Source organism: Amycolatopsis sp. WAC 04197, assembly GCF_003947475.1.
GTDB lineage: Bacteria > Actinomycetota > Actinomycetes > Mycobacteriales > Pseudonocardiaceae > Amycolatopsis > Amycolatopsis japonica.
This window is the reverse complement of the sequence record NZ_QHJK01000011.1, coordinates 208,812-223,641: the sequence shown is the minus strand read 5'-3', so window position 1 is coordinate 223,641 and position 14,830 is coordinate 208,812. Positions and strand designations below refer to the sequence as shown.

Genomic DNA, 14,830 nt, shown 5'->3' with positions numbered 1-14,830 from the left:
CTTGTTACGACCGTCGAGAAGACGCGATGAAGCTCAGTCCACGACGTCGGCCACGGCCCGCGCCAGGGTGGCCCGCACGGTCTCGGGGTCGTCGAGGTTTCCGCCGTGGAGCGCGCCGTCACGGAGGAGGACGAGGGTGCGGGCGGCGTGGTCGGGGTCGGCATGACCCGCGTCGCGCGCCAGGTCGCGAAGCACGCCGAAGAACCAGTTCCGGTGGTCGTCGATGACCTGCCGCACCTGGTGTGCCGGATCGGGGTATTCGGCGGCGGCGTTGAGGAACTGGCAACCGCGGAAGTCGTCGTCGAGCGTCCGGTCGCCGACGATGCCCAGTGCGGCGAGCAGTGCTTCGCGGGCGGGCTTCCCTCGCGTCGCCGCGCCGACACCCGTGCGGATCCGTTCGCTCGTGGTGCTCAGGTAGGCGGCGACGAGGTCGTCCTTGGTGGGGTAGTGGCGGTAGAACGTCGCCCTGGTCACGGCCGCTTCGGAGACCAGGCGCTCCACGCCGACGGCATGGATGCCCTCGGCGTAGAAGAGCCGCGAGGCTGTCTCGAGCAGCCGGATCTTCGGGTGTACGTCCCGGTCGACAGTCGGCATCTTTCAACTCTAGAGAAAGAACGGTCATTCCACCAGGTCGTCTTCGTCACGTTGCGGAAGGCATCCCGAGGCAGCATGGTTGAGGCAGAAAGACCGATCATTCTCCCTGGCTCTGAAGGAGCAGCAATGAGCAACCAGAAGCCCACCATCGTCCTGGTCCACGGTGCTTTCGCCGACTCGTCCAGCTGGAACGGCGTCGTCCCGAAGCTGCGTGAGCAGGGCTATCGCGTGCTGGCGGCGGCGAACCCGCTGCGCGGGATCGAGTCCGACGCGGCCTATGTCGCCGACGTCGTCAACGGTGTGGACGGCCCCGTGGTCCTGGCCGGGCACTCCTACGGCGGCGTGGTGATCAGCCGCGCGGCCACCACCGCGCCGAACGTCAAGGCGCTCGTCTACATCGCCGCCTTCCAGCCGGAGGCGGGGGAGAGCGTGTTCGAGCTGTCCGGCCGGTTCGAGGGCGGCAAGCTCGGCCCGGACACCACGAACGTCCTGGCCGCCCAGGGTGAGCTGTCGATCAAGCCCGAGAACTTCTCGGACGTGTTCGCGGCCGACGTCCCCGCGGAGACCGCCGACGTCATGGCGGTCACCCAGCGTCCGGTCACCGAGCGCGCGCTCGGCACCCCGTTCGACGGCGAGCCGGCGTGGAAGAACCTGCCGTCGTGGGCCCTGATCGCGGAGCAGGACCACGCGATCCCCGCCGCCGCGCAGGAGTTCATGTCCGACCGTGCCGGTTCGGAGGTCAGCAGGGTCGACGCTTCGCACGCCGTCTCGGTCTCGCGGCCGGACGTCGTCGCGGAGGTCATCCTCGCGGCGGCCGCCAAGGTCGCTTGACAGGTGAAACCCTCCCCGGAGAGACTGCAAAAGCGTTTTTGCAATCTCTCCGGGGAGAACCACGTGAAGGTCTTGGTGCTCGATTCGAGCCCGCGTCGTGAAGGCAACTCCTGGGCGCTGGCGCAGGCTTTGCGCAAAGGAGCGGAGGAAGCCGGGCATTCGGTCGACTTCGCCCGGCTCTCCGATTTCGTCGATTCGCCGCTGGGGGACTGCCGCGACTGCCGGTTGAGCGACCGGTCCTGCGGCATCGGGGACGGCTACGAGCGCCTGCTGTTCGATCGCGTGCTCCCGGCGGACGCGATCGTCTACGCGACCCCGCTGCACTGGTACGGCATGACCGGGCGGCTCAAATCCTTCTTCGACCGGCTTTTCTGTTACACCTCCGGCAGTTCGCCGCATACCGCCGACGTCGTGCCGGGGTTGATGGGCAAACGCGCCGCGGTGCTGATCTCCTGCGAGGAGAGCTACCGCGGCGCGACCCTCGGGCTGGAGGCCCAGTTCCAGGAACTCACCCGGTACCTGCGCCAGGATCTCGCCGGGATCGTGGTCGGTGTCGGCAACAGCCGGGGCGAGGTGGAGCGCGATCCCGCCCGGCCGTTGGCGGCGGCGGAGGACCTCGGCCGTAGGCTGGGCGACGCCCACGTCACCGACTATCGGCTGGACACCGACCGGCCGAACCGCGTCTGGGGACCGCCCGTGGAGGCCTGAGTGTCGCCGACCATCCGTGACGTCGCCGCCGCCGCGGGGGTCTCGATCACCACCGTGTCCCACGTGCTCAGCGGGCAGGGGCGGATCTCCGAGCAGACCCGGCAGCGCGTCGCGCGGGCGGCGGCCGACCTCGGCTACCAGGCGAGTGTGCACGCGCAGCAGCTGGTCACCCGGCGCAGCCGCACCCTGGCGATCCAGCTCGCGAACTCGGTCGACGCGAGCAGTGCCTGCGCGCTCGTGCCCAATTCGGATTACTTCCTCGAAGTGCTCAACGGGGCGGCCGAAGCCGCGTCGAAACGGTCGTACGGCTTGCTTTTGGCCCCGACGGACGCCGACCTCGACCGGCTGAACGCCTTCGCCGTCGACGGCGCGATCCTGGTGGACCCCCGTGGGGACGAGCCCTTCTTCGCGTCCGGCTGGTGCCGTGACCGGCCCCTGGTAACCGTCGGACGGCCGATGGCGGCGCCGTGCCCGGTGCCGGTCGTCGTCGACAACGACCTGGTCGCGGCCGCCCGGCTGATGCTGGATCACTTGGCGGACAACGGTTACGAGCGGCCGGCGATGATCACCACCGACACCCGCCGGTCTTACGCGGCGGATCTGGTGGCGGGCTACACCGGCTGGATGCGGGACCGGGAGCGCGAGCCGGTCGTGGTCGAAATCGACGAGCCGCCGACCACCGAAGGCACGGCGGAGGCGCTGGGCAGGTTGCTCGACCGGCGGATCTGCCCGGACGCCGTCTTCACGACGTCGGAGAACCTCGCCCTCGGAGTGCTGCACGAGGCCCGCCGCCGACGGCTCGCGGTCCCCGGCGAGCTCGGGATCTGCAGCGCGGTCGACAGCGGTTCGCTCCGGCTCGTTTCGCCACGGGTGACCGGGATGTTCGTGCATCCGCGCGAGGTGGGCGGCCGCGCGGCCACGGCGTTGATGGACCTCGTCGAGGGCGCGGCCCCGGACGGCGAGCCGCACCGGATCGAAGTTCCCGTGCGCCTGAACGCGCGGGAATCCACCACCCGCTAGCATGCATTTAGTCCTCTGAATGCGGTCCTTGCACGGGCAACTACCGCATTCAGAGGACTAAACGCATGCTCAGGAACTCCGGCACACCGCGACCGGCGCCTCCCCGCCGTCGTCCTCGGTGGTCGCGATGAAGCCGAACGTGGTCGTCCCGCCGGCGGGCAGTACCGCGTTCCAGTCCACTTCGGACACTCGCACGCGGTCGCCGTCCTGTGCCAGGGAACCGTTCCACAGATTGGCGATGCGCGTGCCGGGCGGCAGGGTCCAGCTGACCTCCCAGCCGGTGAGCCGGGTGTCCTGGGCGTTGCGCACCGACACGCGGATCTCCGAACCGCCGGGCCAGCGGTTGGCGATCTCGTAACGCGCTTCGCACACCGGTTTCGCGGCCGGCGGAGACGGCGCCGCCACTGGGGCGACGGCGTCGGGTGCGTCGCCGTCGAACAGCAGGATCCCCGCCAGGACACCACCCGCCACCACGACACCGCCCGCGACGGCGAGCGGCAAACGTGACCGGCGGGTGGGCGCGGGAAGCCGTTTGGTGCCTGCGAGGATCGCCGGACGGCCGTCGGCGACGGCGGTGAGCATCCGTTCGGCCTCGGCCATGTCCGGCCGCTCCGCGGGATCGCGCCGGAGCATGCGCAGCAGCACGTCCGTGAGCGGGCCGGTGGTACGCGGGGCGACGATCTCGCCGCGGGCGACCCGTTTGAGGAGCGCGATCTGGTTGGCGTCGGTGCCGAACGGCGGCGCGCCCTCCAGCACGGTGTAGAGCGTCGAGCCGAGTGAGAACACATCCGACGGATAGCCGGGCTCTTCACCGTCGGCGACTTCGGGGGAGAGGAACGCGGGAGTGCCGACGACGAGCCCGCCGCCGGTCATGGTCCCTTCGCCGGTGGCGTGGGACAGGCCGAAATCGGCGATCTTCGCCTGCCCGTCGCCGGTGATCAGGATGTTGTTGGGCGTGACGTCGCGGTGCAGGATCCCGTCCTCGTGCGCGGCGGCCAGCGCCGAGGCGATCCGCGCGCCGAGTTCCGCCACCCGGCCGGCGGGGAGCGGGCCGTCGTCCGCGAGGAGGTCCGTCAGCGGCCGCGACGGCAGATATTCCATGACCAGGAAGGGGGTTCCGTCCTGTTCGACGACGTCGTACACGGTGACGGCGTGCGGATGCTTGAGCCGCGCGGCGACCCTGGCCTCCCGCATCGCGCGCACGATCGACCGGAACGGCGCGCCGTCCGGCGAGGAGTCCGGCAGCATCTGCTTGAGCGCCACCGTGCGGTCGAGCCGCTCGTCCCGCGCCCGCCACACCACGCCCATCGAGCCCCGGCCGACCTCGCGTTCCAGCCGGTAACGTCCGGCAATGACGGCATCCCGGTTCACGGACGCAACTGTATCCGCTAGGGGAGCTGTGCCTCCTGGACCGGCGCCCCGGCCGCCGCGAGCCAGGCTTCGGCGAGCAGACGATGTCCCAGCGGGCTGGGGTGGACGCCGTCCGGGGCCAGCGTCGCCGCCCCGTGTTCGGCGGCCGCCCGCGGCATGAACAGGTCCGCGCGGATCAGCCGCGCGCCGAATTCGGTCGCCACGTCGATCGCGGTTTCGATGCGAGGCGCGAGATCGGCGACCCACTCCTGCTGTTCCGGCTCCACCGGCAGCAGGAACGGTGTGATCACGTACAACTCGGCCGGGAGGTGCTGCCGCGCGCCGGCCAGCAGCCGGGAGTAGGCGGCGCGGAACTTCTCGATCGGGCTCGGCAGGCCGCGGTCGAACGTCCGCCAGGTGTCGTTGATGCCGATCTTCACCGTCAGCACCGTGGGACGCGCGGCGAGGACGTCGGTGGTCCACCGGGCTTCGAGATCGTAGATCCGGTTGCCGTTGATCCCGCGGTTGAGTACTTCCGGCCCCTCGCCGAGGAGGTCCGCGATCTGCCGAACATAGCCCTTGCCGAGCGACGCCGGATCGGTGCGGTCGCGACTGGAATCGGTGATGGAGTCGCCGGCGAACAGCAGGCGGTCGGCCTCGGTGAACCTCACGCGCCCGCCTCGATCAGCTTCCGCAGCGAGTCGGCCTCGCCGGGGATCAGGTCCGGATCGTTGTCCGGGACGAATTCCAGCAGTGCGTCGAGCGGGCGCCCCGCCTTGGCGAGCAGGCCGAACGCCCGTGTCCAGAGCTCCGTCCGGAAGGTCAGCGGATGCCGCTCGTTGCTGGGCCACCACGAGAACACGTGCACCGCGCGGACCTGGTCGAGCACCAGTTCCAGCCCCGCCAGCGCCTGCTCGTCCGGCAGATCCTGCGGCGGTTGCCAGTAGGTGCCGAGATTGTCGCGGCCCACCTCTTCGAGCAGCCGCACGGTGGATTCGGCGGTGTCGGTCAGTGTCCCGCCGTGGAACTCCAGCGCGACTTCGAGACCGTGCTCGTTCGCGACGTCGGCGGCCTCGCGGAGACCGGCGACGATCTGCTCGCGCTCGTAGGAGTCGACGTCCTCGGAGCCCGCTTTCCCGGCCCACACCCGGATCCGCGAGGCACCGAGCCGGACCGCGGTGGCGGCGATCTCGCCGAACTTCCCGGCCTCCATCGGGGTCGCGCGGAAGTAGGAACCGTAGGAGTCGCAGGTCAGCCCGTGCCGTGCCATGGCCTCGAACGCGCGCTCGGCCGCCCAGTCGTCACCGGGGCGCACATGGACGTCGGCACCCCATTCGATCACCTGGAGCCCCGCCTTCTCGGCGCGACGGGCGACCTCGTCGGCGTCCAGCCGTCGCAGCGTCACCGAACACAGTCCCGGGCGGATCATTTTCCCTCCAACGGTTGAGTGCTTTCCCGCAGCACGACCTCGCCGGTGATCGGCTTGACGCGGGGACCGTCCGCGCGGTGGTCGAGGATGAAGTCGAGGGCCTGCTCGCCCATACGCTCGATCGGCACGCGCACAGTGGACAGCGACGGCCTTATGTCCCGCAACGTAATAATGTCGTCGAATCCGGCGATCGCGATCTGTGCGGGCACCTGCAGCCCGCGGTCGCGGCAGGCGGCCATCGCGCCGACGGCCATCACGTCGTTGACCGCGAACACGCAGCCGCGGAAGCCGTTCTCGATCGCCCGCACCATCGCCGCGTAGCCGCCGTCGCGGGTGAATTCCGCGCGCAGCACGTGGTTCTCGGGCAAGGGGACGCCCTGCCGGGCGAGGCCGTCACGGAAACCCAGCACCCGGTCCCGCGAGGTCAGCAGGCCGGACGGACCGGCGAGGACGAGGAAGTCGCGGTGCCCGAGCAGGGCGAGTCGTTCGGCCAGATCCGCCGCTCCCGCGCGATTCTCCAGCATGACGGTGTCGAAGGGGAGCTTCCGCTGCCCGATCACCACGACCTGGCCGTCGGCGGCCTCGAACGCCTTGAGCTCCTTGGTCAGATTCCGTTGCAGGGCACTGTCTTCGTTGCGCGACCCGGCGAGGATGACCGCCCGCGCCCGCTGCCCGCGCAGCGTCGTGACGTACTCGAGTTCCTTCTCCGGATGGTTCTCCGTGCTCGCGATGGTGACCGTCAGCCCGTGCCGGGCGGCCACGCGCATCACGCCGGACGCGATCGAGGAGAAGTACGGGTCGACGATGTCGTGCACCAGCAGTCCGACGACGTTACCGCGGCCGCGGGCCATCGCCTGCGCGGGCACGTTCGCCGTGTACTGCAGGCGTTCCGCGGCCCGCAGCACCGATTCGCGCAGGGTGCCGCTGACCTGTCTGGTCCCGCCGTTGAGCGCCCTCGACGCCGTCGCGAGCGACACTCCGGCCTCGCGGGCGACGTCGGCCAGGGTGGCCGAACCCGCGGCACGCTGCGCCATGGTTCCTCCTCGGTCGTGCGGTGGTGCGGTGGGGCTCACGCCGGCGTGGGCTGACGCCGGCGTGAGCCCGGCTCTGGTGGCGACCGCCTCGCTACGGGGCGCCGGGGCCGACGTCCGCGGTGGTGAGCGGCCGGTTGGCGATGGCGGCCGTCGAGTACTCGTCGGCGCCGACGTCACGCAGGCTGCCGCGGGCCTGACCGTCGATGTCCAGCGTGACCGGCGCGGTCGAGAGGGTCGCCGCGTCGATCGCCGGGCTGCCCGCGGCGAGCCGCGAGACGCCGTCGGTGCCCTGCACGAGCTTCGGGTCGACCCGGCGGAAGGTGCCGGCCGGGATGTTGCCGTCCCCGCCCGAACCCCACAGGATGTTGCCGGACCAGGTGAAGTTGCCCGTGGTGCTCATCGCGACCAGGTCGCCGTTGCCGCCGACGAAGAGGTTGTCGGAGATCGTGCAGTCGCGCGGTTCGATCGTCCGCTTGGTCTCGCCGGAAAGCGTGCTGCTGTTGTTCAGCAGCGTGTTGTGCGCGATGAGCACGCGGTCCGCCGCGTCGTTGCCGCGCCGCGATTCCTTGGACTCGCCCGGGAAGTGGTCCCGGACGGAGCCACTGCCGACGACCAGCGCGTTGCTGGACAGTCCGGCGATGTAGTTGTTGACGATCTTGTGGTCGTTGCCGTAGATCCGGATGCCTTCCTTGCCGCCGAGGATGAAGTTGGATTCGACGACGGTCTTGTTCCCGTGGCGCAGCACGATGCCACCCAGGCTGTTCCGGATGGTGTTGTTGCGGATGAAGTTGCCCGACGACTTGACCGAGATGGCCTCCGGGTCGCCGTTCGCGCGTTCGAACAGGTTGTACTCCACCGTGGCGCCGGCGGTGCTCAGCGCGCGCGGGCTGAGGCCGAGCCGGATCGGCTCGCCGCCGTTGTCGCCGGCGAAGGTGTGGTCGGAGAAGTAGTTCCGCAGGACGTGGACGCCCACCGCCATCTTGTCGTCGTCCGCGCCCTCGATGCAGAGCATGACGCCGAGCGTCGTCTTGTGGTGGAAGTGGTTGCGGTCGACCTTGCTGTAGTCGGCGCGGATCATCACCCAGTCCAGGCCCGTGATGTCGGCCAGCTGGAAGTCGTTGCGGGTCAGGCGGATCCGCGAACAGTTCGCCGGGACCTCCAGCGTGGTGCTCTGCCGGAAGTTGAACCCGCTGATCGTGACGCCGGTGGAGTCGTCGAAGACGAAGCTCTGCTCGCCGTTCAGCGTCACCCCGCCGCCGGTCTGGGCGACGATGGTGATCGGCTGGTCCTTGGTGCCGCGCCTGCCCTTGATGCTGATCGGCTGGCCGGTGGGCACGGTGTAGGTGCCGTTGTTCACGGTGATGACGGCACCGGGGCCCGCCTGGTTGATCGCCTTCTGCAGTTCGGTCAGCGAACTGACGTTCAGGGCGCACAGCCCCTTCGGTTTGGCCGACGCCGTGCCCGCGGTGACCCAGGGGACGGTGATCAGCGCGGCGCCGAGGGTGGCGCCGCTGAGGAACCTTCTGCGATCCATGATGCCTCCGTGCTCAATCGGTGGGGAGGGTTTCGGCGACGGGGCTTTCCGTGTTCAGGAACAGTTCGATCACCGGGACCGGGGTGTCCGGTTTCCGGATGGGGAGTTTCAGGGTGAGCGTGCCTTCCGGCTGCCCGCCCATCTGGGTGTTCTGCGCGGTCTGCCCGGGATCCGTGTGCACCTGCCGGATTTCCGAGGCGTCGTCGAGCAACTGGGCGTAACGCACCCGCCCGGCGAGCCCGGGCAGGTGGACGTGGTTCATCGGCCAGCTGAACAGGTGCAGGTACAGCCGGTCGCCGCGCTGGGTGTAGCGGCCGTCGGCGGGCGCGGTGAACTCCGAGGGGCCGCAGCCGCGGATGGAGCGTTCGTGCCGGTCCATCCAGCGGCCGATCTCGGCGAGCACCTCGTGCGCGCGGGGGTCGATCTCGCCCCGGCCGTTCGGCCCGACGTTGAGCAGCAGGTTGCCGTCCTTGGACACGCCGTCGACCAGCATCCGGATGAGCAGTTCGGGGCTCTTGTAGTCGAGGTTGTCGCGGTCGTAACCCCAGCTGCCGTTCAGCGTCTGGCACGCCTCCCACACCACGGGGACACCGTCGCGGGTCATCGGCCCGGACGGCTGGTACTGCTCCGGGGTGATGAAGTCGCCGGGGATCCCGGTGCGGTCGTTGACCAGGATGCCGGGCTGCAGTTCGCGGACCAGCGCGAGCAGGCCGGGGGAGTCCCAGTCGTCCGGTCCCTTGCCGCCCCACCATTCCTTGCGGCCCTTGTAGGAGAAGTCGAAGAACAGGTAGTCGATCGTGCCGAAGCGGGTGAGCAGTTCGCGTACCTGACCGTGGAGATAGAGCTGGTACTCGGCGATGTCGGCGTACTGGTGCGCCGCGATGTACTCCGCGTCGTCACGGCGGGGATGGGTGCCGTCGACGGGGAAAGCCGGGTGGTGCCAGTCGATCAGCGAGTGGTAGAAGCCGACCTTCAGGCCTTCCTCGCGGCACGCGTCGACGAACGGGCCGAGCAGATCCTTGCCGTACGGCGTGTTCGTCACCTTGAAGTCGGTGAGGTCGCTGTCCCACAGGCAGAAACCGTCGTGGTGCTTGGTGGTCAGCACGACGTAGGTCATGCCCGCGGCCTTCGCGGCCCGCGCCCAGGACCGCGGGTCGTACTTGTCCGGCTCGAAGTGGTCGAAGTAGACCCGGTACTGCTCGTCGGTCAGCTTCTCGTGGTTCTGCACCCATTCGTGCCGGGCGGCCAGCGAATACAGTCCCCAGTGGACGAACATCCCGAACCGGTCGTGGGTGAACCAGGCGGTGGAACTCACTTCAGGATCGCTCCTTGCAGATGGTGGGTCAGCCCTTGAGCGCGCCCGAGGCGAGGCCGCGGACGAACGAACGCTGGAAGAACAGGAACGCGGCGACCGACGGGAGCAGCGCCAGCAGCGATGCCGCCATGATCACGCCGGGGGTGACGGTCGGGTCGATCCGCAGTGTCCGCAGAGCCAGCGGAAGGGTGTAGGTCGAAGCGTCGGTCGACACCAGCAACGGCAGCAGGTACTGGTCCCAGATCATGGTGAAGCCGAAGACGCCGATCACGCCGAGCGCGGGCTTGCACATCGGAAGGATGATCTGCGCGAAGATCCGCAGATCACCGGCCCCGTCGATCCGCGCGGCCTCTTCGAGTTCGCGGGGGACGTCCTTCATGAACTCGGTCATCACCAGGATGGAGAACGCCCACGCGCCCAGCGGCACGATCATGCCGGCGAGGCTGCCGATCAGATTGAGGTGCACCACGGGCAGATCCGACAGGATCAGCGAGAGCGGGATCGCGAGGATCTCCTCCGGCAGCATCAGCGTCGCCAGGATCGCGACCAGCACGAAGGTCATGAACCGGAACTTCTTGCGCGCCAACGCGTAACCGGCCAGCACCGAGATGACGACCTGCAGCAGGAGGCCGAAGCCGACCACCAGGAACGAGTTGAGCAGGTACATCCCGACGCCCTGGTCGAACGCGATGCCGAAGTTCTCCAGCGTGGGGCTCGACGGGATGACACTCAGCGCCGTCGGGTCGGAGACGTCGTTGAACGCGCTGACCAGCAGCGCCAGCAGCGGCCCGGCGAACACCAGGAGCAGCAGGGCGTACAGGACGAACTTCAGGATCCGTCCGCCCGGCGATTTGACGGCGTCGAGGCCGAGCGCCGAATCGTTGGCCGCGGTCATGCGTCTCGCCTCCGTCGGAGCACCTGGACGAACAGGGTGAGCACGAGCGTCGCGAGGAACAGCAGGACCGCGCCCGCCGCACCGACGCCCAGCCGGTTCTGTTCCAGGCCGAGTTTGTAGATCAGGGTCATCGCCACCTCGGTCGAGCCGTTCGGCCCGCCGTTGGTCAGCAGGAACACCTCGGTGAACACCCGCAGGCCGCGGATCGCCGCGAGGACGAACAGGATCGAGAACACCGACCGCAGGCCCGGCAGCGTCACGTGGACGATCTTGCGCCAGCGCGAGGCACCGTCCACAGTGGCCGCTTCGTAGAGGCCGCGGTCGATACCCGCCAAACCGGCGAGGAAGATCATCATGTCGTACGGGGCGCCGCGCCAGATCCCGGTGATGATCACCGAGATCATCGACGAATCGGGATCGTTGATGAATCCCGACGGGCCCAGGCCGACCAGACCGAGGATGGAGTTCAGCATCCCGTCCTCGGTCGGGTGGTACATGATCCGCCAGAGCTCGGCGACCACCGCGATCGGCACGACCACCGGGAGGAAGGCCGCCGACCGCAGGAACTTCAGCCGTTTGCTCTGGCCCTCCATCAGCAGGGCGAGCGCGAGGCCGATGATCATCGACCCCGCGGTCTGCCCGACCGCGATCACGACGGTGTGCCAGATCGCGGAGTGGAACGCCTCGTCACCGAGGACGGTGCTGTAGTTCTGCCCGCCGACCCACTGGTTGCCCAGGTACGGCTGGACGTCCTGGAAGGACATCGTCACCGCGGTGATCATCGGGATGAACTTGAAGTACACGAACAGGATGAGGGCGGGCGCCAGGAACAGCCACGGCGTCCACCACTTCCCGTCGCGGTCGCTGCGCCTGCGGGCCTTCGGCGCGGGCGCCCGCTTCACGGCGGGACGGTCCGCGCCGACGGCCGCCGGCTTGGCGTGATCTACGGTCATGAGGCGCTGATCCCCTGTTGCTGCAAGGTCGCGGTGAGCTTGGTGTCGAGTTTGGACAGTTCCGCCTTGAGATCGAGCTTGCAGTCGGCGACGAGCGCGCTGATCGTGTCGGCGGTGTCCTGGCGGACCGGCGTCCAGTTCGGGATGGACGGCGCGTAGTGGCCGGACTTCGCGTAGATCTCGGCGTAGGTCTTCCACCGCGGGTCGGAGCGGACCTGGGTGATGTCGACGTTCTTGTTCACCGGGAGCTGCACGATGAAGGCCGATTCGCCTTCCATGCCGATCTTCTGGCCGTCGGCCGAGATGGCGAAGTCACCGAACGCGTCCTGGCCGGCCTGGTTCGGCGAACCGGCCATCATGAAGATCGACAGACCCTCGGCGAGGACGTCGGCGTTCTTGGCGCCCTTCGGCATCGGGACGACCTCGTACTTGTCCTTCCCGAGCGACTTGTCGAAGCGCGGCAACAGGTACGGGCCGACGACGTACATCCCGGCCTTGCCCGCTTCGAAGGTCTCGTTGGTCGCCGGGGTCGGCATGGTGACCGAACCGGGCTGGATCACGTTGTCCTTGCAGCCGAGGTCGCGGAACCACTGCACCGCGGCCACGGATTCGGGCGTGCTCATCGCCGGCTTGTACTTGCCACCACCGGTTTCGGTGATGAAGTCGCCGCCCGCGGCCCACAGGAAGTTCGAGAAGTACCAGGAGGCGTAACCCCGCTTGGTCGACAGCGTCGCGTTCAGGCCCGCGGTGTCGTTCTTCCCGTTGCCGTCGGGGTCGCCGGTGGTGAAGGCCTTGGCGAGGTCCGCCAGCTCGGCCCAGCTCTGCGGGACGCCCTTGCCGAGCTTCTCGCGCCAGTCCTTGCGGATCAGCAGCGCCGAAGCCTGCGCGCTGTAGGGGAGGCCGTACAGCTTGCCGTCTGGGGTCTGGTTGGACTTCAGCGCCTGCTCGGTGAGCTCCGACGCGTGCTTGATCTTGCCCTGTTCGATCTCACGCACGAGACCCTGGCTCTTGAGCGTGCCGACCTGGGTGACGTCGTTCATCACGATGTCCGGCAGGTCGCGCTGCGCGGCGCGCTGGGCGAGCTTCGTCTCGAAGTCGTCGAAGATCGCGGTGACCTGCACCTTGAATCCCGTGGCCTTCTCGAAGGCCTCGGCGAGCCGCTTGGTGGCCTGTTCACCGGGGCCGCCGGGGGTCGTCCGGGTCCACAGTTCCAACGGCGCCTTGGTGTCCTGCGCGACGTTCGTTCCGGCGGGGCCTGCCGAGCAGCCCGAAAGGACCAGCGCTGAGACAGTGAGTCCCACGCCGATCCACCGCGATTTCCGCATCGCTTCTCCTGTTCACTGTGGACCACGCTGTCTACCTCGGAGGGGACGGTAAGCGCTTTCCCGGTCTCCGGTCAATGGTCCGATCATTACGAATTTCAATCGCCCGTGTTTGCCTCTGCGCGGGACTCGCCGTGCGTGGACCGGCTCAGGCATCCGATGTATGGTCGCCGCCGGAGGTAGGGATGACCGAGCAGCAACACCGGCCGGCGGCACTTCTCGTGATGGAGGAACGCCGCCGCGGCGACGTATACCCCGAGGCCGTGCTGAAGGAGATCGAAACGCTGGTGGACCTGCGTGAGCCGCTCACCAGAGAGCGGCTGGCGGAGGACCCGTCGGCGCTGGAAGGCGTCGAGATCCTGCTGTCCGGCTGGGGCGCCCCGGTCCTGGACTCCGTCCTTTTGGGACACGCGCGGGACCTGCGGGCCGTGCTCGTCGCCGCCGGCTCGGTCCGGCCGCTGACCACGCCCGAGTTCTGGGCGCGCGAGCTGCCGATCGTGTCCGCCGCGGCCGCGAACGCCGTCCCGGTCGCCGAGTTCACGCTGGCCCAGGTCCTCTTAGGACTCAAGCAGGTGCACCGCATCTCCCGCGAGATCCGGGAGCGGCGCGCCTATCCGCCGGATCCGCGGGTCGCGGGCGCCTACCGGTCCCGCGTCGGCCTGCTCGGCCTCGGCGAGATCGGTGCTCTCGTCGCGTCGCATTTGCGCGGTTTCGACGTGGAAGTGCTCGCCAGCGACCCCGTCGTCGACCCGGCGACCGCCGAAGGCCTCGGCGTGCGGCTGGTGGGCCTGGAGGAACTGTTCGCCACGTGTCCCGTGGTGAGCCTGCACGCGCCGCTGCTCCCGGAGACCGAAGGGCTGGTCGACGGTGAGCTGGTGGCCAGGATGGGTATCGGCGCGACCCTGATCAACACCGCCCGCGGCGCCGTCGTCGACGAGCCGTCGGTCGTCCCGGTGCTTGCCGAGCGTCCCGATCTCACGGCGATCCTCGACGTCACCTGGCCCGAACCGCCGGAGCCGGACTCGCCGCTGTACACGTTGCCGAACGTGGTGCTCACCCCGCATCTGGCCGGCGCGCTGGGCGCCGAGCGTGCCCGGATGGGCGAACTCGTGGCCGGTGAGCTGCGGCGGTTCGTCCTCGGGGAGCCGCTGCGGCATGCCGTCGCGCCGGACCGGGCGCACCTGCGGGCCTGATGCTCGCCTTCCGGGAGACCGGCCCGTCCGGTGGGGTGCCCGTCGTCCTGCTGCACGCCCTGGGCAGCAAAGCGGGCACTTGGGACGATTTCGCCGGCCGCCTGGCTCGTCGTGTCCTGGCTGTCGACCTGCCGGGGCACGGCGACAGCGCCCACGTCGAGAACTACTCGCTCGACGCGATGGCCGACGGCGTCGCCGAGCTCCTCGGGGACGAAGCTGACCTGGTCGGCCATTCGATGGGCGGCCGGGTCGCCGTGCTGCTCGCCCAGAGGCTGCCCAGGCGAGTGCGGCGGCTGGTCGTCGAGGACACCCCGCCGCCTCCGCTCGAGGCTCTGGAGCCGTTGGCGCCCGCACAGGAGCCGTCCGAGCCGTTGTCGTTCGACTGGCGGCTGATCGATCCGATCATGGCCGAACTCCGCACGCCCGACCCCGCGTGGTGGGAGCGGCTCGGCGCGATCACGGCGCCGACTCTGCTGATCAGCGGTGGACCGTCCAGCCACGTCGGCCGTGAGCCGCTGGAACGGATGTGCGGGCTGATCCCGGACTGCCGCCTGGCGATCATCGAGGACGCGGGGCATCGGGTGCACGGCAGCAGGCCGGAGGAGTTCGCGGCGGTGGCGGGGGAGTTCCTCGGCCTGGGCTAGCGGTCCCG

At 69.3% G+C, this 14,830-nt stretch carries 15 protein-coding genes; 5 read left to right on the top strand and 10 right to left on the bottom strand.

What is annotated here, in order from left to right; translation table 11 throughout:
• Positions 1–33 precede the first annotated feature (33 nt).
• Entirely contained in the window at positions 34–594 is a 561-nt protein-coding gene (locus DMC64_RS35610) for a TetR/AcrR family transcriptional regulator (RefSeq protein ID WP_125737072.1), read from the bottom strand.
• A 126-nt stretch (positions 595–720) separates the two neighbouring features.
• On the opposite strand from DMC64_RS35610, the gene DMC64_RS35605 reads away from it, so the two are divergent.
• The 3 genes from DMC64_RS35605 (at position 721) to DMC64_RS35595 (ending at position 3,153) form a co-directional block, all read left to right on the top strand.
• Positions 721–1,425 (top strand): alpha/beta fold hydrolase, encoded by a 705-nt coding sequence (locus DMC64_RS35605; protein ID WP_125737071.1) that lies wholly within the window; start codon positions 721–723, stop codon positions 1,423–1,425.
• A gap of 63 nt (positions 1,426–1,488) precedes the next feature.
• On the top strand, positions 1,489–2,133 hold the full coding sequence (locus tag DMC64_RS35600) for a flavodoxin family protein (RefSeq protein ID WP_125737070.1): 645 nt from the start codon (positions 1,489–1,491) through the stop codon (positions 2,131–2,133).
• Positions 2,134–3,153, top strand: coding sequence for a LacI family DNA-binding transcriptional regulator (locus DMC64_RS35595; protein ID WP_125737069.1), 1,020 nt, complete (start codon positions 2,134–2,136; stop codon positions 3,151–3,153).
• 69 nt (positions 3,154–3,222) lie between these two features.
• On the opposite strand, the gene DMC64_RS35590 is transcribed toward DMC64_RS35595, so the two are convergent.
• The 9 genes from DMC64_RS35590 to DMC64_RS35550 form a co-directional block, all read right to left on the bottom strand.
• On the bottom strand, positions 3,223–4,524 hold the full coding sequence (locus DMC64_RS35590; protein ID WP_125737068.1) for a protein kinase: 1,302 nt from the start codon (positions 4,522–4,524) through the stop codon (positions 3,223–3,225).
• A gap of 17 nt (positions 4,525–4,541) precedes the next feature.
• The gene (locus DMC64_RS35585; RefSeq protein ID WP_125737067.1) at positions 4,542–5,174 is read right to left on the bottom strand and encodes a GDSL-type esterase/lipase family protein; all 633 of its coding nucleotides are present in this window, start codon (positions 5,172–5,174) and stop codon (positions 4,542–4,544) included.
• Positions 5,171–5,932, bottom strand: a complete 762-nt coding sequence (locus tag DMC64_RS35580; protein ID WP_199755196.1) for a sugar phosphate isomerase/epimerase — start codon at positions 5,930–5,932, stop codon at positions 5,171–5,173. The genes DMC64_RS35585 and DMC64_RS35580 overlap by 4 nt, the downstream gene beginning before the upstream one ends.
• Positions 5,929–6,966: a LacI family DNA-binding transcriptional regulator gene (locus DMC64_RS35575; protein ID WP_037336796.1), complete on the bottom strand. Its 1,038-nt coding sequence runs from the start codon at positions 6,964–6,966 to the stop codon at positions 5,929–5,931. The genes DMC64_RS35580 and DMC64_RS35575 overlap by 4 nt, the downstream gene beginning before the upstream one ends.
• 91 nt (positions 6,967–7,057) lie before the next feature.
• Positions 7,058–8,500 carry a polysaccharide lyase 6 family protein gene (locus DMC64_RS35570; RefSeq protein ID WP_125737066.1) on the bottom strand — a complete coding sequence of 481 codons (1,443 nt, stop codon included), beginning with the start codon at positions 8,498–8,500 and terminating at the stop codon, positions 7,058–7,060.
• Between the two features lie 13 nt (positions 8,501–8,513).
• On the bottom strand, positions 8,514–9,815 hold the full coding sequence (locus DMC64_RS35565) for an alpha-L-fucosidase (protein WP_125737065.1): 1,302 nt from the start codon (positions 9,813–9,815) through the stop codon (positions 8,514–8,516).
• 28 nt (positions 9,816–9,843) lie between these two features.
• Entirely contained in the window at positions 9,844–10,710 is an 867-nt protein-coding gene (locus DMC64_RS35560) for a carbohydrate ABC transporter permease (protein ID WP_037336802.1), read from the bottom strand.
• A complete protein-coding gene (locus DMC64_RS35555) occupies positions 10,707–11,663 on the bottom strand; it encodes a carbohydrate ABC transporter permease (protein WP_125737064.1) in 957 nt (318 codons plus the stop codon). The genes DMC64_RS35560 and DMC64_RS35555 overlap by 4 nt, the downstream gene beginning before the upstream one ends.
• Complete coding sequence (locus DMC64_RS35550) at positions 11,660–12,988, bottom strand: sugar ABC transporter substrate-binding protein (RefSeq protein WP_125737063.1); 1,329 nt, start codon at positions 12,986–12,988, stop codon at positions 11,660–11,662. Before DMC64_RS35550 ends, DMC64_RS35555 begins: the two co-directional genes overlap by 4 nt.
• Positions 12,989–13,170: 182 nt before the next feature.
• Between DMC64_RS35550 and DMC64_RS35545 the strand changes: the two genes are divergently transcribed.
• A complete protein-coding gene (locus DMC64_RS35545; RefSeq protein WP_125737062.1) occupies positions 13,171–14,178 on the top strand; it encodes a hydroxyacid dehydrogenase in 1,008 nt (335 codons plus the stop codon).
• Positions 14,178–14,822 (top strand): alpha/beta fold hydrolase, encoded by a 645-nt coding sequence (locus DMC64_RS35540; protein WP_125737061.1) that lies wholly within the window; start codon positions 14,178–14,180, stop codon positions 14,820–14,822. The genes DMC64_RS35545 and DMC64_RS35540 overlap by 1 nt, the downstream gene beginning before the upstream one ends.
• Positions 14,823–14,830 lie beyond the last annotated feature (8 nt).

Bases quoted from the DNA above. Each gene is read 5' to 3' on its own strand.
- DMC64_RS35610 (WP_125737072.1), bottom strand. From the start codon at position 594: ATGCCGACTGTCGACCGGGACGTACACCCGAAGATCCGGCTGCTCGAG.
- DMC64_RS35605 (WP_125737071.1), top strand. From the start codon at position 721: ATGAGCAACCAGAAGCCCACCATCGTCCTGGTCCACGGTGCTTTCGCC.
- DMC64_RS35580 (WP_199755196.1), bottom strand. From the start codon at position 5,932: ATGATCCGCCCGGGACTGTGTTCGGTGACGCTGCGACGGCTGGACGCC.
- DMC64_RS35575 (WP_037336796.1), bottom strand. From the start codon at position 6,966: ATGGCGCAGCGTGCCGCGGGTTCGGCCACCCTGGCCGACGTCGCCCGC.
- DMC64_RS35570 (WP_125737066.1), bottom strand. From the start codon at position 8,500: ATGGATCGCAGAAGGTTCCTCAGCGGCGCCACCCTCGGCGCCGCGCTG.
- DMC64_RS35560 (WP_037336802.1), bottom strand. From the start codon at position 10,710: ATGACCGCGGCCAACGATTCGGCGCTCGGCCTCGACGCCGTCAAATCG.
- DMC64_RS35555 (WP_125737064.1), bottom strand. From the start codon at position 11,663: ATGACCGTAGATCACGCCAAGCCGGCGGCCGTCGGCGCGGACCGTCCC.
- DMC64_RS35550 (WP_125737063.1), bottom strand. From the start codon at position 12,988: ATGCGGAAATCGCGGTGGATCGGCGTGGGACTCACTGTCTCAGCGCTG.
- DMC64_RS35545 (WP_125737062.1), top strand. From the start codon at position 13,171: ATGACCGAGCAGCAACACCGGCCGGCGGCACTTCTCGTGATGGAGGAA.
- DMC64_RS35540 (WP_125737061.1), top strand. From the start codon at position 14,178: ATGCTCGCCTTCCGGGAGACCGGCCCGTCCGGTGGGGTGCCCGTCGTC.